A 17,386-nucleotide genomic window follows, 5' to 3' on the forward strand; every position below is an offset into this window, starting at 1 on the left:
TGTTTCATGTGCAGGTACAGATGAACCTAAATGCACTATTCGGTTATGCTTATATCCTTTCTTATCTATTTGTTTGTATGCTTGAGAGCCATCACTACAAATTGTACTACCAGGTTCAATTACATCTTGAATGAATTGATGGATATGTTCTTTGGTTGCACTTTCCACTTGCCTTAAACGTATCCGGCCAAATCCAGAGGGTGATAGCAGCTCAACAGCGACCAAAACTACAGCCTTACGCTTACCCTGTTGATTTTTAATAGATGATAGGGGAACGACGCCACCTATTAGTGTTTCGTCAACCTCTACAATGCCGGACAGTTTATCCCTTTCAGGATCAACCATGGCATGTCTTAACTTGTGCATTAATGACCAAGCGGTTTGATAACTCCCAAGACCTAATAACCTTTGAACTCCAAGAGCGCTGACCCCATTTTTTTGATTTGTAATAAACCAGACGGCTGCAAACCAACTTTTCATGGGGGTTCTTGTTTTGTACAAAAAGTGTACTTGATGTTACTGAACACTGAGAACGGCAAGCATGACATTTTAACTTGCCATTACTTAACTGATAAGGTGATTGATGGCTTGAACAGCTTGGGCAAATGAATCCGTTTGGCCAACGAAGTTTGTAAAGGTAGCTAATGCAGGATTGTTCATCATGAAACCAATCAACAAATTCGGCCCAACTTGTAGGGTAATCTACACCTGCTTTTAATAAATACGATGAAGTTTTCATCACTACATATTGACACTGGTGGCGCTAAATGGATAGCCCTTAATTATGTACAGTATCATGATGATGAAATGAATAGTAAAGTCAACATCGCTCGACTTGACTCGCAGCTAAAGCAAGCGAGATTGCATCGAGCACTCGTTCAAGAACCTCTGGGGCCTTTAATGTTTGATAGTCTTCTTGAGTAAAAAGATATTTTTATTGAAAATCCAGTTTGCTCATCCACTTTTTACATTCTAAATTCAGTAGTAGTGACTTTGCCTAGTAATTCGTTACTCACAGTTTTGAACAGTTTCGTCAACGTATTTCGCAAGTAGACTTGAAATTTATCCTGAGCTAGGGTTCTAGCAAATACATCTGTTGGTAAGAAACGTTTCATTTCTGCAATAAACGCTTCACTAGACACTATATCAGGAAGTCGTTCGAGAAAGTTTTCCAACATTTTGTCGAATTGCTCAAGTTTATAATCTGACACCTTGTTTTTCACTAAGTCCATATTGAGTGTCGCGCCTTGCTGCTGTAACCACGCTAAATCCCATATATCTCGATGACGGACATATCTCGTAGTGGCAGGTAAAGAAATGATCTTGTCCGCCATGACTTCATCCAAGCTCTCCGTCAAAATTAACGTATCACTATATCCATCAGGCAAAAAATCATAGTTTATTTGAAGAGGTTGAGGTTCTTTCGTATAGACTGGAATATTTGCCACTTCTACTTTAATCTTCTGTTTTGGTAGGTCTTTTCTCTCAGGAGAAGTCACGACTGCTATTTGCCACTTATCAATGCTCAATTCCGCATATTTAGGATCTTGCTTTAGCTCCTTTGGCTCTTTTACCGTCACTTCAAGCCCGTACCGCTCGCCAATGTACTTTTCTATACAATATTTCATGTCTGCTAACATTGCTGAGCTGAAATCTTTCCCGCCAGCGAAGTCCAGATCTTCGCTAAAACGATTGCCCCCATAACACAGTCGTAACGAAGTGCCACCTTGAAAGGTCAGTTTGTCTAGAAGCCCACCTTTCTCTAACGCAAATAAAATGCCGTAATGTAAAAGCTCTTTCTCTATCACAGATCGCATGTGAGATACATGTTCAACCTGCATTGCTTTATTCACCAATTGCGCGAAATTTTCTTGATTAATTCCCATATAGTCCTTCCTTGCTTACTAAATGTGTATTTCGGCCAACTCGTTTTAGGTCTCTGTATGCAGTTTGTTTTGTCGCTAACCTAAGTGGTCTACCAACTAAACGGGTATTATCTAGAATGTCCATCGGGTCTCGTTTCGTATGCGTAAATTCAATTGTACCTAAAGGTGTTTTGAATTCACCGGAACGTCCCGTTGTCATAACAGTTAACCGATCTACTGGAATTTGCGAAATAACACCAAAATCAGAAAGTGCAGATTCCAAGCTAATGTAGTTATATTCTCCACGTCGAATAGTTTTAGCAATTTGCTCCAACGTATTGATCCCTTTCGACTGCGCTAAATTGTATAAGTACACACCATTAATGATTCGAGTGAGTAAACCATCGCCTTGCAAACGTTTAATTCCCGCCCGCAATGCACGCTCATTATCTTGATGAAAGATTTTGGCCAGATCTGAACTAGTAAAAACACAGCGGCCACGCTTGTCATATTCTATGAGCTTTTTAATTGCCTCAGCCTTTTTCACAATACGCCTCTAGTTAACATAAATGACACTTAAACATGTTATAAGTGTAGACTTAATCTCGGTATGGTGCAAGTTAACAAAAATGACGCTAAAAAGTGTCATTTTTGTTAACTTGATTCCAGAGCTATTACTAAATAGACTTAGTCAGTTTATTTTGTGTTTAACGGAATTAGCGAAATTCTCCAACCGTAGTTAAGGAGCGTTTGGTGGGAGATGGATAGCGTACATAGCAAAGCTATGTTGGCCTGTCTTGGTTTTGTATCAGAACCATGCTTCAACGGGTGATGGTGTGGTCCTGATGAAGCGGGATCACACCGAGCGAATGTGACTAAAGACTCGATCCTTAAAAACGAGGTATTTTGTAAGCTATTCTAATACTGTCCATTGGCCACCTGTTTACAGCAAGTGAGCGCGTTATGTTTTATCTATAATAATATATCGCTATACCTTTGTTGATGTGCAATAACTAATCGTTCTTGTGTTCTTTTGGTGAGAGTGATATGTTTTTATATATAATTTTTCTTTAGTGATACATTAAGATATATTGAAATGAACTATGTAACAGAGCAGATATTAGGGAGCCTTCGAGACGCTCGGATACGTAAGGGGTTTAGCCAAAGAGAGCTGAGCGCTCGTTCGGGTGTACCGCAAAGCCATATATCGAAAATTGAGTCTGGTGACGTTGATTTAAGAATGTCCAGTTTGATCGCACTTGCCCGCTTACTCGACCTAGAGTTATTTGTCGCACCTAGAAAGACTGTTCCTGCAATTAAGTCGATCATTCGAAGTAGTAACGCGACTCATAATAACGGTCTTAGTGATGAAAGTGAGCCAATGTCGCCAGCATACCAGTTAGAGGAATACGACGATGACTAATAATGTCTCTACGTTAAACGTTTTGCTCTATGGTGAACCCATCGCAACGATCACTAATGTGGGCAATGACAGAACGCTATTTGCCTTTATGGATCCATACATTAATGATGGTTCACGGCCCGTGTTAGGGCTTGGTTTTAAAGATCCGCTAGGTGGCTTACTGACCCATTTCAAACCGACCCAAACCAAGTTAACCCCGTTTTTCTCTAATCTTTTGCCAGAAGAAACCATGCGCCATTACCTTGCAGAGCGTGCCGGTGTGAACCCTGCGCGGGAATTTTTTCTACTGTGGGTGCTAGGGCAGGATTTAGCCGGTGCGATCACAGTTGAAGCGGCCGATGGTGAAGCGCTGCCACCTAATGTGCATCAAGACATTGAAGATGATACGAAAGTTGAAGCGCCAATGCGTTTTTCATTGGCGGGTGTGCAGTTGAAGTTTTCAGCCTTACAACAAGTAAACGGCGGTTTGACCATTCCTGCTACGGGTAAAGGTGGCTCTTGGATTGTGAAATTGCCGTCGTCTCGATTTGAGGCTGTGCCAGAAAATGAATATTCGATGATGGAATTGGCTCGAATGTTGGGAATGGAGGTGCCAGAGACTCAGCTACTTTCTATTGACCAGATTGCCAATATTCCTGAAGGCGTCGGCAAATATGGCAATTCTTTTAAAAATGCTCAGGCCTTTGCGATAAAACGCTTTGACCGTGTTGATGGTCAAGCTGTACATATTGAGGACTTTGCACAAGTTTTTGGTGTCTATCCTCAAGATAAATACAAAAAAGCCAGTATGCGGAATATTGCTCAGGTTATTGGTATCGAAGGTCAAGATGAGGACATCGCAGAATTTACGCGTAGGTTAGTGTTCAATACGTTAATTGGCAATGCCGATATGCATTTGAAGAATTGGTCTGTGATTTATAAAGACAAACGCACCGCATCGATTGCACCTGCTTATGACTTTGTCTCAACCATTCCCTATATCCCTGATGATAGTGCGTCGCTCAAGGTTAGCCGTAGCAAAAAATTCAGCGATTTCACGTTGGATGAGTTATCACACTTAGCCGCTAAGGCCATGCTGCCAGAAAAATTGGTGTTAGATACCGCCAAGCAAACCGTAACAGGCTTTCATGAGGTATGGGCGAGAGAAAAAGCGCATTTACCACTTACCAAGTCGATGATTGAAGCAATCGAGAGACACCTACTAAGCATACCGCTACGCTTCTAGGTGTGAGGGCGTGACTTCGTCACTGCTAGACTCTCGACCCTCTGGCGAGCCTGCGAGTTTCTAGATATTAAGAATAGGGCGCTACGCTGCTAGGGCGGTGACAATTACTGTGCCCTGTACGTGGTTGTTACATCCATTTAGTCGCAAAAATCTAGCGTGAAGGTTGATGAAACGATATCATTATTGTTAATACATTTAATTAAATAAACATAAGTTTCACTTGGGTACTCTGCATGACATTAATGACCATTATCGATGACACAGCTCTTCATCAATCCAAAAAAAAGTCGCAAAAACTTGAAAAATTGTGGCAAGACGTCGAAAAAAAACAAACGCGTAATCAACGCTATCAAGCTAAGTTAGATGATTTTTATGAAGAGTTTAAACCGCTCATTGAGTCAAAAGAACACGTTGTTTGCAAAGCGACCGCAACGTGGATCCGGCATTTGTTGACGTTTGTGCCACGTAAAACGATTAAAGGTAACCAAAGGGAAACGCTTTATCATTGGATTCAAGAGGAATTAACCATACTTGAGGCAAATCCGTTTAATCCAATTAGTACGACTGAGCTGCGTGAGCATTTTACGTCATTATTGATTGATTATCAGTCGAGCATGCCAAAGCTAGATGTTAGTGTTGATGAACTTGAGGCGCTTCGAGAAGATCTGTTTGCCATGTTTGGTCAGTACTTGCCATTAAGCGACGAAGAGCTAATTGATATGATTCATCAACCTGAACGTTTTCAAGCGTATATGCAAGACATGATGAGCCAAGATATTCATTCTGATTCAGAAAATGAATATGAAGATGATTTTGAGTGGGATGGACCTGATTGGGACATGAATGATGACTTTTCATTTGGAAATGATGAGTCTGAATTACCGATGGACTCATCATTATTTGAAGATAGGGCAATGACGAAATTGTATCGACAACTCGCCAATCAACTTCATCCTGATAAAGAGCAAGATCCAGAGAAAAAAGCCTTAAAGAAAGACTTAATGCAGCTGCTTTCGCAGGCTAAAAAAGATAAAGATGCGCTCTCATTACTGATGATGGCACAAGAACATCTACCCGAATATAAACTCACCGCAGATGATGACATGCTAAAGCGAATTGAGGGCGCATTGCATTCAAAAATTGCATTACTGAATCAAGAGCATCAATTTATGCAGCATGGTAACGACATTAAATCAGAAATTTGGCGTCGTTTTGGTGGTGGATCTAAGGCATCGCGTGCAAAAACGTTGGAACAATATGGTGCATTGTTGATTGTTGAATCTGAAGCGTTATACGCTAAGATTAATAGTCTGACTACGGTACAGGCTTTACGTAAACAGTTAAGTCAACGGGCCCATCAGCGACAGTTGAACGATATGATGGGTTTTGAGATGTTTGAAGATTTTCTGGATTAGATTTTGCTGGTCGAGATGCCATTGCTGACGTTATCAGCGTTTGGCATGCTCACTTGATCTATTACTATGAGGTCTTAATCCAAACCACTTTAGACCTAGTTAAAGGGTCTATAGTGTTCAAGGTTGTTATCCCAGCCCCTCGCTTTTCATTAATGTGCCATCAAGGCGTGACGCATTGGCCACATAAGGTGCGTAGACATCAAACAGTAATCGCGTGTTGTGTGCCCAAGCATTTGAGAGATGTACAAGGGGTTTTCGTTTGCGGCTGACAAAGTGAGTTGATGGAGGGAGATCCGTGGGAGACACAAACACAAAGTTTGAGTGTTTAGGTTTTACTGCTTGAATATGTTTAAACGCATTAAAAAAGGTGTCGCACATTTTTAATTCGCGGCGTGATTTTGGTGTTTTCACATCACACAATTCACCATTGACCCAGTTTTGACGAATTCAAATTAAGCGATGGTTAAAGTCGATATGTTCCTATTCTAGGCCATGCACCTCACAACTGCGCAACCGGTCCAGAGTCGAATGATAAAATAGTCTTTCCATTTTATAGGGGCGCATGCAAGAAACTTACGCACCTCGTCGATGGCCATAGGGTTAGACTCGGCTTTTTCTTCTTTGAAGGCCTTATAACGTCTCAGTGGATACTCAAACTTATACTCTTCTGCCGCTAAGCTGATAATGGCAACCAAAGGCCAGAGGATGAAGTTAATTCGCCGATTAGACAATAAACGAGAACCGTCTTTTTTTACCCCTTCACTTAAGTCCTGACGAAAGTAATCCACCTGTGACAGCGATAGTTCGTTGACTAATGTGTTGCCGAAGTGGGGGATAAGGTATTTATCCAATGCACTGCGCACCGAATCTCGATAGCTGTTTTTCCAGGTGGCTCTTTTACGTTCGAACCATTGATTCGCAAAGTCATCAAAAAAGGGGTATTGGCGGTCGGGGTGAGCCGCGCGTTGCAGTTGTTCAAACTGGGCTACTTTTTTACTTTTAGGGAAGTGGTCTCGGTACTGAAAGGTGCCTAAGTCAATTTCAGCATTCATTTGCTTGAGTGTGGCTTTAGCATTAGCGAGGTTTTTAGGGGGTAGCCATCAATTGGGTGCCTTCACGAAAGCGGCAGCCATAAAGATGAAAGTCGAACTGAATACGCCCATTGGGGCGAATGCGAATATGGACCATGAAAGGCCTCCATTGAGCTCAGATCGGTAAATAGATCTGTCCCTTACCAATGGAATTCGTTAGAATTTAGCCATCGGCTGGGCTTGGGTTAATAGTCTGAGCAGCCGGTACGGGGGAGAGTGGTTGCCGCCACTCTCTCCCAACTGCTATTTAAGGGTAACTCAACTCACAAAACGCGCAAGTCAATTACCTCATTGTGTCTCCCAATAGGCTGATGTTTTAGCTTATTAGTTAACCAGTTCCAGTTATATACCCAGTACTGTGTATTTGTCCAGTATTTTGTTATCAAACGCTCAACTTTTTACATTGACCATTTTCCAGAGCAAAATTGTTGGTATGTTATGTTCGTGTGCCGGTGGCTAGTTTAAACATCATCAAACCCCAATAAATCGCCTTGCTTCTCTTTTTCTCCGCCATTCTCTTTGATTTTCTTCTCCAGTTCTTCTTTAGCGTCGAGTACCTGATTCATTTTTTCAGGTGCAAGCTCAATATCATATACGCTTTGATATGGTTGATTCGTATCTCGGTCACTGTAAAAGCCGAGTTTTCGCTTGCCATCATTACCAAGCAACATTTGGATTTTAATTTGGGTTGCAGTGGTGATGTCCTTCACTTTTACCTTTGACAGTTTACTTAAGTCAATCCGGTATACTGTCGGTTGAGTTTCCCCTATATGCTCCGCTGATAAAAACCGATTACCACCAGTTTCGTCAGTGAGGCCTGCGAACATAACGCAATGATTATCGATATATAGCAGCGCCTCATTTGCTTGTTTGATTAACGCTATATCGCGGTAATTATCGATTTCCTCTTTGAAAGTATAGATACTGACAACAAGCTTTTGCTCAACAGTAAATGACATTTCTTTCTTGTTAGCATAATCGCGTAATGACAGTAATGAGCTTGAAATAACTCTGCTACCATCACTAAATATTGCCCGTTCATCATCAATGTAAATTGAAACGGTTTCAGCGCTAGTGGAATCGCAGAGAATACTGAGCTGTGAAACGCTATCTTTATTTAGCAGCAAGTTGAATTCTGGCTTTAATGATTCTGGTATGGCATAGGGAATGATTTCGTTGTCGCGCTCGATACGAATTTGTGCTCGCTCTTTATTGATTTCAAAGGTATCAAATGGTGTGTGAGTTTCAGCTGCTTTGATGATGTCCTTTGCTTTGGATGTTGATAATGTATGTTGCTTTGATTGCTCTGCTAGCAATAAAAAAGCAATGTGTTCAGCTATTGCTGATTTAGCTTGAAAATAGAGCCGAGACTCGTGTTCTGTTAATGTATCAACAAAGGGATATGTGCTTTTCTTCTTGTAGTTAACTTCGATGTAAAAATCTGTTTTTGATTTAATCAGCTCCTTTTGATTGTTCCAATATTGCTTCAGACTACTTGCCGAAATGCTCCACTCCCCATTCTTAAGCCCCCATTTTTTCTCAGTCTCTAGGCTGACTATTTGAAGGTTATCCCCCATACCGCCAATAATTTTGCATGTCATTTCGTCGATAACAAAAGATATACGCGCTTCGGTATCTGACTTGTTTACCATCTCAAGTAGGTGACTGATGGGCTGATGATGTTCCGGCTTAAAAATGATTTTCGACATATAGATTCATCCTAATTTTGTTGTTAAGTGGGTAAAAAAACCATCAAGTATTGGTTTTAGTTTTTTCGATGGTATTTGGGTTTCTAAAGTGACAATTAGCTGGGTATTACCGGTTTGAATTTTCTGCTTGTTGACGCTATCTCCTTTTCGCATAAATTGCGTTTTAACCATATTCAATTTATTACTTTTAAGGCTTTTTCTATTTTGTTGAAGTACGAAATTGGCTTTGTAATGCTTAAAAGAACCTACATGGCAAAGAGTCATAAATGCATCTAATACTTTTTGATTGCATTGGCATTGGAACTGAAGATTAAGTGTTTCGACGCTTGATGCTTTTGGTTTATGGATAATGACTTCTGGTTTGCCGAGTGTGTTTATCGCTGTACGCTCTTTAGCGGTAAAACTAAATGCAAGATGGTGCCATTGCGCATTGACGGTATTAAAGTCTAGGTCGCCTTTATTCAATGATGTGAAAAGAGCCTGGCAAAAGTAATGGAATGTGGGTGTTTGCTTATTGAAGTAGTCAACAGGCATTGAGCTTATCCACAGTGATGCAAAATCATCATTAAGAGAAAGCATTTTTTCAATGGGTAAAGTGTTATTTTTAAAGGGAAACTGACTTCGTTTTAATTTTTGTAACACTTGGCTTTCACTCAATATCGGTTGAAATTGTTTTTTGTCCTTGTCCGATAATGATGAATACTCAGAAGACAGTATGTTTAAAATGCGTGATATATCATTTGAGCCGACGGGTAAATCAAGTAAATAGCGAAGCTTTGCTCGAGAGTATTGTCGACAAGCTGGTTTCAGTACCGGAACAATTTTCTCCATACCATGTATATAGTTGCGCCGAGTTGTAGCATAATTAGCGTGGCCTAACTGTCCTGAAATAATGTCAAATAATAACCCCGTATTCAGTTGGGGAAATGGGCGCCCTTCCAACCAAAAATCAAATCGTTGTATACAGCTTTCATGAGTTAACATTGCCAATGTCGCTTCATCTTGAAGAATATCTTCGAGGTGACATTCTCGTCGCTGATAAACGAGATGTAGTCCTTGTAAGTAAAGTAATTCGGCTCCGCTGTGTCGTAAATGATGAAAGCGTACTTTAGATCCAAATAGCATTTTGAGTGCTTGAGTCGCAGGATAGAGATACTGACTTGCGCGAACATGAATCGATTCATCTTCAAAGCCCAGTAGCGGCTTACTGTCACAACTGCCCGATTTTATTTTGAGTAATATTCGAATTAGCTTGGCTGCTGAAGCCGGCATCAACGCACTGACGACTCTCGTTTTACCATTTTTTGTGCGCCCCTCTGGTGTATGTGTTATGACGATATCGAAAAGCTGCTTATTTTGAGCGCTCACTCTAATGTCACCAAGGCGCAGCCTTAATATTTCACCTCGTCGCATCGCACCATAATACCCAAGGAGAACTGCAACGCTGGCAAATAGTCGCTGCATAGCATTACCGTTAGGTGATGAAAGCAATCTTGTTACAGCACGATTTACTTGAGAAACGTCCAGACGAAACGAGTCAACTAAAGAGGGAAGTTCTGGGCGCTCAAATAGGCTTAAATCCAAATGGTCGGTCAGTTCTTGATGCGAAACACTTCGAAGGAAGTTATATAAATGCCAAGGCGTAGTTTGTTCCTCTAAGCGTTCGAACTCTCTATGTGCCCATTGGTGAAGTTTTTCCGGTTCACTCGCATCATTAAAGCTTAATGGGCTTAAGTTATGATAAAAATTCGTATAGCGTTCGATACTTCTTGGTTGCAGATTTTTTTGTTTAACGCCTCCTTCTGTAAATAATTCTTCTGTAAAGTGGAAGAATAGTTTTGGGAGTACATTTTCTAGATCCCACTCAGGAGTAGCGGGTTTAACGCGTTGCACCTTTGACCCTTTTAGATAATATTTTATGAGCGCTTTATGGGGCCAATAGGTGGTGCGAGTTGTTTTAGGGGTATGCGCTTTTAGATTGCATGCCTGCTGCAATGGTGCTTGGTATAATGCCTTTTCCTTTTTAACATCAATAGGGGATTGCTTGGGATTGCTAAGCGTCGCCACATGGCGCATAGGATCACTTAGATCACGTAATAATGCCGGTGGTATAACATAATGATGATGCCACAAAGATTGAAATGTCCGCAACCACTCAGCGGGATCCATTGGAGAGAAGTAATAGGGCTCGAAGTTTACCCAGTCATTAATGGCATTCAGTAATGATTTTATGGTTAAGTTGTTTACAGAATTGAGCTGGTAAAAATCTTGCAACACTTTCAAAGGAAAAGAAGGCAACGCATAACGGGTAAAGCTGGCAATGTCGTCATTTGAGAATGCGGCGATAGGTTTGTAATGGGGTACCTTTAAGGTAAATTGTCCTTCAAAAAATTCGATTGAAGAGGGGTCTGATAGTATTTTTTGCCAATATGATAGGTGTAGTGGGGCAACTTCGAAATTCAGCACGAGCAATATCCAACCCATGTTATGCCATCGCTTATTCATAAAGGTTTCACGCTGTTGTTCATAATGGCTAAAACACTGACTTGCACATTGATTTTTTTTCAATATACCTAACAACCACATCATGGATTCATCACGAAAAACGGGTTCTTTTGATTCAGGCAATTGCCAATCACATATGTCTTTTAAGTAAAGTAATACTTGATTAAGTGCTGTTGACAGCGCTCTTTGGCGACCGGTAGGAATACTTCTTATGTTTTGATTAATGTGGATAAGCTGCTGTTGAGATAATGCTCGTTCGCTAATGTTTAATGAGTTAAGCATATTGCAAACCCATTGAATGTGTTCTTGCTTTTCACAAGTTAAGCCCTGATCTTCACGGTACTCGAAAACGCTGTCAGCCGTTATCCCTCTTTTAGCCATGATAATTTCCTTCTATCTTTTTTAAGCTTAAAAAATCAGGAATATTATTCAGGAAGTGATGAAGCTTGCTATTTGTGATGGGATATAGCGTATCGCTACCCAGTTGCTCTCCCCAGTTAGCATGTCCCATCAGTCGGTCTATATCTTGCGAGGTGAGTGTGGGGGAGGTCGATGTTAATGCGTGTTGAGCAAAGAAGTGACGTAATTGGTAGGGAACCGCTATTTCCCCTGGGTTGGATTTAGCCCACCATTTAGCCATAAATTGGCGTAATACTTTTGCTGATAATGGTTTTATGGCCATATTTTCATCAATTAAAAACCACATATAAGGCGAATCAAGTGACGTTGATGAGTGACGGCTTAAGTTTTTTTGTAAAAAATTATAGCGTAATAATGCGTTACGAAAATAATCACATAGCCATATTGAGCGATAGCGACCTTTATCAAAGACGATGGCATGGCGTCGGTCGAAACAATACTCTTTCAAAAATGTGATTTGGTGTGTTGGACGTGTACTCGTTAACGCTATGAACAATAACGCTAATTCAAAAACTCGAAAATTGTGCAGTTCACGTAAGGTTTCTTGTGTATGCATACTACTATCAAGCTTCTTCGCATGAACGTGGATTTGGTGAAAAAATCGACGTACAGAATCTACTTTTATCTGTCGCAAAGAACCCACAAAAATTGGAGGAGTTTGGATATATGTTCGCAAAGCTGTCGACACATCATAATGAAGTGAAGGGATCCGTCCTGGAATACATAAGTAAGATTGCGGATTTGTCTGGTGGCGAATTAACTGTGTATTTGTCGTCGATGTCGGTTTGGGCACACTCAATAATGCAATTAATTCTGGTTCATTTATGGTTTGGCTAAGCCGGTCTAAATACTGTGTTTGAGCTCTAAAAATATCGTATCTTATTTGTTCACTGTCACGCCTTTGATAGTTGAAGGCACTAACGTGTTGCAGTTCATCGATCCCTAGAATGACTGCTTTTGCTGGTGTTGTCAGGTTTGGATCAACTTGCGCCATTTTATGAAAATGGTTAAATAGCACATTCTTTCGTGCAAGATATTTTCCTTTCAATATTGTAGGCGTCCGCCATTTTGATGTGATAAAGCGTAAGAACCGTGTTTTTTCAGTGGTATTCATTACCCAGCACTTTTCAGCATGCTTTGTTTTGGTTATGGCATGAGAAAACCAATGGTTTAGCCCGTTTGGAATAGGTTGCCATTGCCAGTTAACGCCATGCTTGGTAGGCACCGGCAAAGCATATTCAATCCACGAGGGGGATTTTTCTCTAATACTCCTTAGGTTGTGAGGTTGACAAGGCTGGCTACCACTTACGATCCTGATATCTGGAATGTCATCGATTGATTTGCATGATGCAAGTGAGCCTGTTAACCATAAGTACAAGAAGTTAAAAAGTGCCCGATCAAACTGAGTGACCGTTTCACTTGGCGATGGTCGATAAGTTTTTTTCAATCGGATAATTGCAGCTAATAGCTTAAGCGCACAATAACGAGCATTAGGGAAAGGAGCACCACTATTATTGTGTCTAATTTTGGATTTTATAGCTTCAGAGTTCATCTTTATCTTTTACTCTTCGAATTGCCGAGGGAGAAGTGTGACTCAATTGACTCAGTTGTTTTTTAGTCGGTACGGTTAAGCCCATTGATTTTGCTTTATTGAGTCGACAATGCAGAGTTTCTGGAAGTCGTTTGTACTCTGGATAAAACAAAGCGGGTCGAATAAAGGCTAGGGTGGTTAGTATTGGCTCTGGTTTGTTGTAAATAACGATTGATGCTGTGAGTTTATGATATTCAGGGTGGTCAAGTAGCACACTTAAGATTGGCATTGTTGCTAATAAATAGTACTCATTTTGCTTTGATGACTTCATGACGGGGATTGGACAGGTATCGAGTAAGCACTGAAGTTGCTCAATAGAAAGAAACTGAATATTTGGCATTGTTGACAGCTTCAACCTCTCTTCTGAGAATAACGTAATGAGTTCTGGATGCGGTCGCCATTGAAGCGAATTTAGCTGTATTTTTTTAGTTTTTGCCATATTTTTAACCAGAATAATATTAGTCATAGTTATGCGCATATCAAATGACGCTCATCGAAATTAATTTTATATTTCTTTAGTACTGTCTATTTGTACAGTTATTTCTGGTGATTGCAATAGATATAATGTTAATTATTATTAATAAACCCTTTACTATTTAGTAATTTAAACAACAAAAATGTTGTTATTTTATTATGAACCAAACGGTTTAAGCGGTTTATACTTTACATCTTGAAGAAAGACATTTTTTTGGAATGATGAATTTAAATTGGAGTAGATGTACCTGTCGATTATTATTGAGTTTGTCGTGGCGAGTAAATTGATAGCATCATTGAATAGAATTGTGTCGTTTAAACATTTTTGTCAGTGGTAATGCTGACGTCTTACAGCAACCAAATCCTCTAGCTCAACGACCTCAAAAGTCATTCCATGAAACTCGGCTTTAAATTTTTCATTAATTTGCTGCCAGTTTGGGGCCATAACCTCATTTATCTAATCTGTCGAGGAAACCCCGTGTTCAGAGCAAAGCGAAGTCGTGGGGTAATTCATTTCACCACGCATTAAATTAGACACAGTAGAATTAAGCATACGTGAAGATTCAATATAAAATGTAGCTCTTTAATTATATCAGATACTTAAATTTATTAGTGTATAGAAAGATACTAGAAATCGAAAATGAAAGCATTATATCTTCGTAACTGAAGGTAATATATCTACGTAATCGGAAGTAATTTAATTTGTAAAAGAAACTAATATTTATGCGTAAGTAGAAGTAGTTTGAGATCATAAAAGCAAGTGATATACTTTCGTAAGTGAAAGTAATTTATTTCGATTAACTAACGCATATACCCAAGTCAAGGGATCTGTTATGGCAAAGACCGGTAATGAAAAATTAGCTGAGGCTCTTAGAGAAGCTGCGGCAATAAGAGCTGGAAACATAGTTAATAGTAGTAACCTCAAACCCACTACACGGACCCTTTTAGTCAGTCAAGGATATCTAAAACAGATCGTTCGTGGGTGGTACCTGTTTGACGCAGATGTGTCCGTGGATAAAGCTGGAGGATCAGCTCTCTGGTATCAGTCAATTTGGCAGTTCATTGGCCAATACTTAAAAGAGTCTTATGGTGATGATTATTGGTTAAATCCAGAGGCATCAATTGATATACACACGGCAAGTAACTCTCTGCCAAAGCAGCTCGTAGTGTTTACTTGTGAGGGGGCGACAAAGCACATTCTCTTACCAAATAATATGAGCCTGATGGTGATCAAGAAGTCAGATAAGCCGCCTGAAACTATTGAGTTTAATGGTGTGAACGTTCTTTCTTTGGAGTTTGCATTAGCAGGGCTGGCGCCAACCATTTATCGCTCAAACCCTCTGGCCGTACAAATCGCATTGGGTAAATCTGACGTTAATGCAGTGGCCAGTAGTTTGCTGGTAACTAAGAATATTCAATCAGCAAATCGTTTGATTGGAGCTTACTTAGAAATCGGCAGAAAGGCCGACTCACGCAATCTTACAAATATAATTAATGCAGTCGGTTTGGGGCCACTTAAAGCTGAAAACCCATTCGAGGTACCAGTCGTTAAGATTGGGAGTAAGCGCCAAGAATCCGCTGCAGCTATACGAGTTAGGTTGCTTTGGCAAAAACTCCGCGGCGATGTTGAACAGGTATTTGCTGACACTGCAGTTTCAGACTTCTTTCAAAGCCCGCTTGATAAACTACTGGATTCAGTGGATATGGTGTACGTCTCGGATGCATATCACTCTCTTTCTATCGAAGGATATGTTGTTACCGAAGAGCTGATTAATCGGGTAGTGAATGGAGAGTGGGATACAAAGCATATCGTAGCCGACAAACAACAAAAAGATGCCCTAGCAGCAAGAGGCTACTACGAGGCTTTTCAAGCATTACGAGGTCTTATTGAGGAAGCATATGATGAAGGCGCAGACGATTTAGATCTAGCCTACCTTGTAGATGTCAGTATTACGCAAATATACACGTCGTTATTCAGACCATGCGTGACAGCAGGGCTCATTAATGAGCGTGATTTGGCCGGTTACCGAAAGGGACCGATCATAATCAGGACGTCGAGACATATGCCGCCGCAGAGTGAACTGCTTATGGATTGCATGGGGGCTTTGAAAGATCTTATTGTCAACGAACCGAATTTTGCTGTAAAAGCGGTATTGGGGCATTTCTTCTTAGGCTACATACATCCATTCCCAGATGGAAATGGTAGAACGAGCAGGTTTTTGATGAACTTTATGTTCTTGCTCGGAGGTTATAACTGGACAATTATTCCTGTGACTGGGCGTACCACGTACCTTGATGCGCTGGAGAGTGCCTCGATAGAGAGTAATGTTGCGCCGTTTGCTGAGTTTATAAAAGGCATAATGCCTGCTTAGGTGTTGGAAGAAAAAGCCCTTAAATATGACAACGACAAAATGTATGTTGACATCTTTATTAATAATCCACGCTTTTGCTGATTGGGGTTCCCTTGTGAAGAGTATCTGCTGAGTGTAAGGTTAGACGTCAATTAAGTTGTTCTTTGAGTCGAAAAAACGATTGGTGAGTTGATGATGTATTTTAACATATCAATGTTGAGTCACTTCGCCTTTCTTGATGTGGTTTGATATATATTAGTTGATTTGTGATATATCAAGGCGTATCAAATATGAATGATATAACTGAACAAATACAGAAAAGCTTATGAGAAGCGAGTGCATGCCAAAGGGGGAGTTAAAGAGAGCTAAGTGCCAGATCTGGTGTCCTCACCTCTAGCTCAATAATTGCTCTTCATACTGGCAAACAATGTCAACTAAATTATCTAGTTCATTTCCCAGTCCTGTATCAGGTTTTACATTCCATAATTTGTTCAATTCGCTTCAGGCTAACTTATGCTCGGCAGCATTCGAGATCTGGCATGCAGTCAAAATATCTCTGACACCAATACACAGATCTGAGCTTTTTTGAGAAAAATCGCTTTATCTACCACGTCAAAAATATTACTGAACATTAACCTCTCGCAAGGTAAGCGTCTGGGCAACTACACCTACTTTTTAAAATTCCATGGTAAGAGGCTGTCGATATCTGGTGCTGGTTGGCACAGTTCATTAAGGCAAGCCATGATGTAATCAAATGGGATTAGACCATTTACCTTTGCGGTTTCCACAATGTTGTAAAGTGTTGCGCTGGCATGTGCACCGCTAGCCGTTTGGCTAAATAACCAATTCTTTCGGCCTATCACAAAGGGTTTTACCGCGCGCTCAGCTCTATTGTTATCGATGCTGAGTCGTCCATCATCAACATAACGAATGAGCTTGCCCCATTGATTAGCCAGGTAATTAGCCGCCTCTATCAGTTTGGTATTACCTACTAAATTCGGTTGGTTTTGCTCAAGCCATGCTTTGAGCTTGTTCAGTATTGGCACACTTGCTTGTTGTCTTGTCGTGTATTTATCATCCGCACTTTTATCTTTAACGCGTGACTCAACGCCGTACAGTTTTTGGATAAGGCTCAATACCACTTTGATTGGTATGTAAGCTGATATTCTTATGGGCAAACTCCCCCTTGGTATTTCTTTTTTATTCATTCATATTTTCTGGTCAGTCTCATTTATGGCAACACGCGTTAGTATTTCATCACATATTTAACGTCTACAGCGTGTAAATATTACTTTAACGGTTATAGCGGGTAAAGTG

Annotated in this window: 13 protein-coding genes and 2 pseudogenes; 4 read left to right on the plus strand and 11 right to left on the minus strand. The window is 40.4% G+C overall.

Annotation, left to right across the window (positions count from 1 at the left end; translation table 11 throughout):
• The 3 genes and pseudogenes from IEY42_RS18420 to abiEi form a co-directional block, all read right to left on the minus strand.
• Positions 1-739 (minus strand): annotated as a pseudogene (locus IEY42_RS18420) (IS1595 family transposase); the annotation flags it as partial.
• A gap of 226 nt (positions 740-965) precedes the next feature.
• Complete coding sequence (locus tag IEY42_RS18425) at positions 966-1,886, minus strand: nucleotidyl transferase AbiEii/AbiGii toxin family protein (protein WP_188926759.1); 921 nt, start codon at positions 1,884-1,886, stop codon at positions 966-968.
• Positions 1,876-2,412: a type IV toxin-antitoxin system AbiEi family antitoxin gene (gene abiEi / locus IEY42_RS18430; RefSeq protein ID WP_188926760.1), complete on the minus strand. Its 537-nt coding sequence runs from the start codon at positions 2,410-2,412 to the stop codon at positions 1,876-1,878. Before abiEi ends, IEY42_RS18425 begins: the two co-directional genes overlap by 11 nt.
• A gap of 549 nt (positions 2,413-2,961) precedes the next feature.
• Here abiEi and IEY42_RS18435 point away from each other — a divergent pair.
• The 3 genes from IEY42_RS18435 to IEY42_RS18445 all read left to right on the plus strand — a co-directional run bounded on the left by IEY42_RS18435 (position 2,962) and on the right by IEY42_RS18445 (position 5,928).
• Positions 2,962-3,288, plus strand: a complete 327-nt coding sequence (locus IEY42_RS18435; protein WP_188926761.1) for a helix-turn-helix domain-containing protein — start codon at positions 2,962-2,964, stop codon at positions 3,286-3,288.
• Positions 3,281-4,513 carry a type II toxin-antitoxin system HipA family toxin gene (locus IEY42_RS18440; protein WP_188741206.1) on the plus strand — a complete coding sequence of 411 codons (1,233 nt, stop codon included), beginning with the start codon at positions 3,281-3,283 and terminating at the stop codon, positions 4,511-4,513. Before IEY42_RS18435 ends, IEY42_RS18440 begins: the two co-directional genes overlap by 8 nt.
• Before the next feature lie 233 nt (positions 4,514-4,746).
• Complete coding sequence (locus IEY42_RS18445; RefSeq protein WP_188926762.1) at positions 4,747-5,928, plus strand: J domain-containing protein; 1,182 nt, start codon at positions 4,747-4,749, stop codon at positions 5,926-5,928.
• Between the two features lie 126 nt (positions 5,929-6,054).
• On the opposite strand, the gene IEY42_RS22445 is transcribed toward IEY42_RS18445, so the two are convergent.
• From IEY42_RS22445 to IEY42_RS18470, 7 genes are all read right to left on the minus strand, one after another.
• Positions 6,055-6,339 carry a hypothetical protein gene (locus IEY42_RS22445; RefSeq protein ID WP_229780162.1) on the minus strand — a complete coding sequence of 95 codons (285 nt, stop codon included), beginning with the start codon at positions 6,337-6,339 and terminating at the stop codon, positions 6,055-6,057.
• A 74-nt stretch (positions 6,340-6,413) separates the two neighbouring features.
• Complete coding sequence (locus IEY42_RS22450) at positions 6,414-6,980, minus strand: tyrosine-type recombinase/integrase (RefSeq protein WP_229780165.1); 567 nt, start codon at positions 6,978-6,980, stop codon at positions 6,414-6,416.
• A 34-nt stretch (positions 6,981-7,014) separates the two neighbouring features.
• Complete coding sequence (locus IEY42_RS22615) at positions 7,015-7,116, minus strand: Arm DNA-binding domain-containing protein (RefSeq protein WP_268244274.1); 102 nt, start codon at positions 7,114-7,116, stop codon at positions 7,015-7,017.
• A gap of 364 nt (positions 7,117-7,480) precedes the next feature.
• Entirely contained in the window at positions 7,481-8,728 is a 1,248-nt protein-coding gene (locus tag IEY42_RS18455; RefSeq protein ID WP_188926763.1) for a hypothetical protein, read from the minus strand.
• Between the two features lie 6 nt (positions 8,729-8,734).
• Positions 8,735-11,515 (minus strand): site-specific integrase, encoded by a 2,781-nt coding sequence (locus tag IEY42_RS18460; RefSeq protein WP_188926764.1) that lies wholly within the window; start codon positions 11,513-11,515, stop codon positions 8,735-8,737.
• Positions 11,516-11,606: 91 nt separating this feature from the next.
• Positions 11,607-13,205 (minus strand): site-specific integrase, encoded by a 1,599-nt coding sequence (locus tag IEY42_RS18465; RefSeq protein WP_188926765.1) that lies wholly within the window; start codon positions 13,203-13,205, stop codon positions 11,607-11,609.
• Complete coding sequence (locus tag IEY42_RS18470; protein ID WP_188926766.1) at positions 13,195-13,683, minus strand: hypothetical protein; 489 nt, start codon at positions 13,681-13,683, stop codon at positions 13,195-13,197. Before IEY42_RS18470 ends, IEY42_RS18465 begins: the two co-directional genes overlap by 11 nt.
• Before the next feature lie 868 nt (positions 13,684-14,551).
• On the opposite strand from IEY42_RS18470, the gene IEY42_RS18475 reads away from it, so the two are divergent.
• Positions 14,552-16,090, plus strand: coding sequence for a Fic family protein (locus IEY42_RS18475; protein WP_188926767.1), 1,539 nt, complete (start codon positions 14,552-14,554; stop codon positions 16,088-16,090).
• Between the two features lie 647 nt (positions 16,091-16,737).
• On the opposite strand, the pseudogene IEY42_RS18480 reads toward IEY42_RS18475, so the two are convergent.
• A pseudogene (locus IEY42_RS18480) lies at positions 16,738-17,211 on the minus strand (IS66 family transposase); the annotation flags it as partial.
• Between the last annotated feature and the right edge of the window lie 175 nt (positions 17,212-17,386).

Origin of the sequence: Shewanella algicola, assembly GCF_014648035.1 — a bacterium.
In the GTDB taxonomy this organism is placed as follows: domain Bacteria; phylum Pseudomonadota; class Gammaproteobacteria; order Enterobacterales; family Shewanellaceae; genus Shewanella; species Shewanella algicola.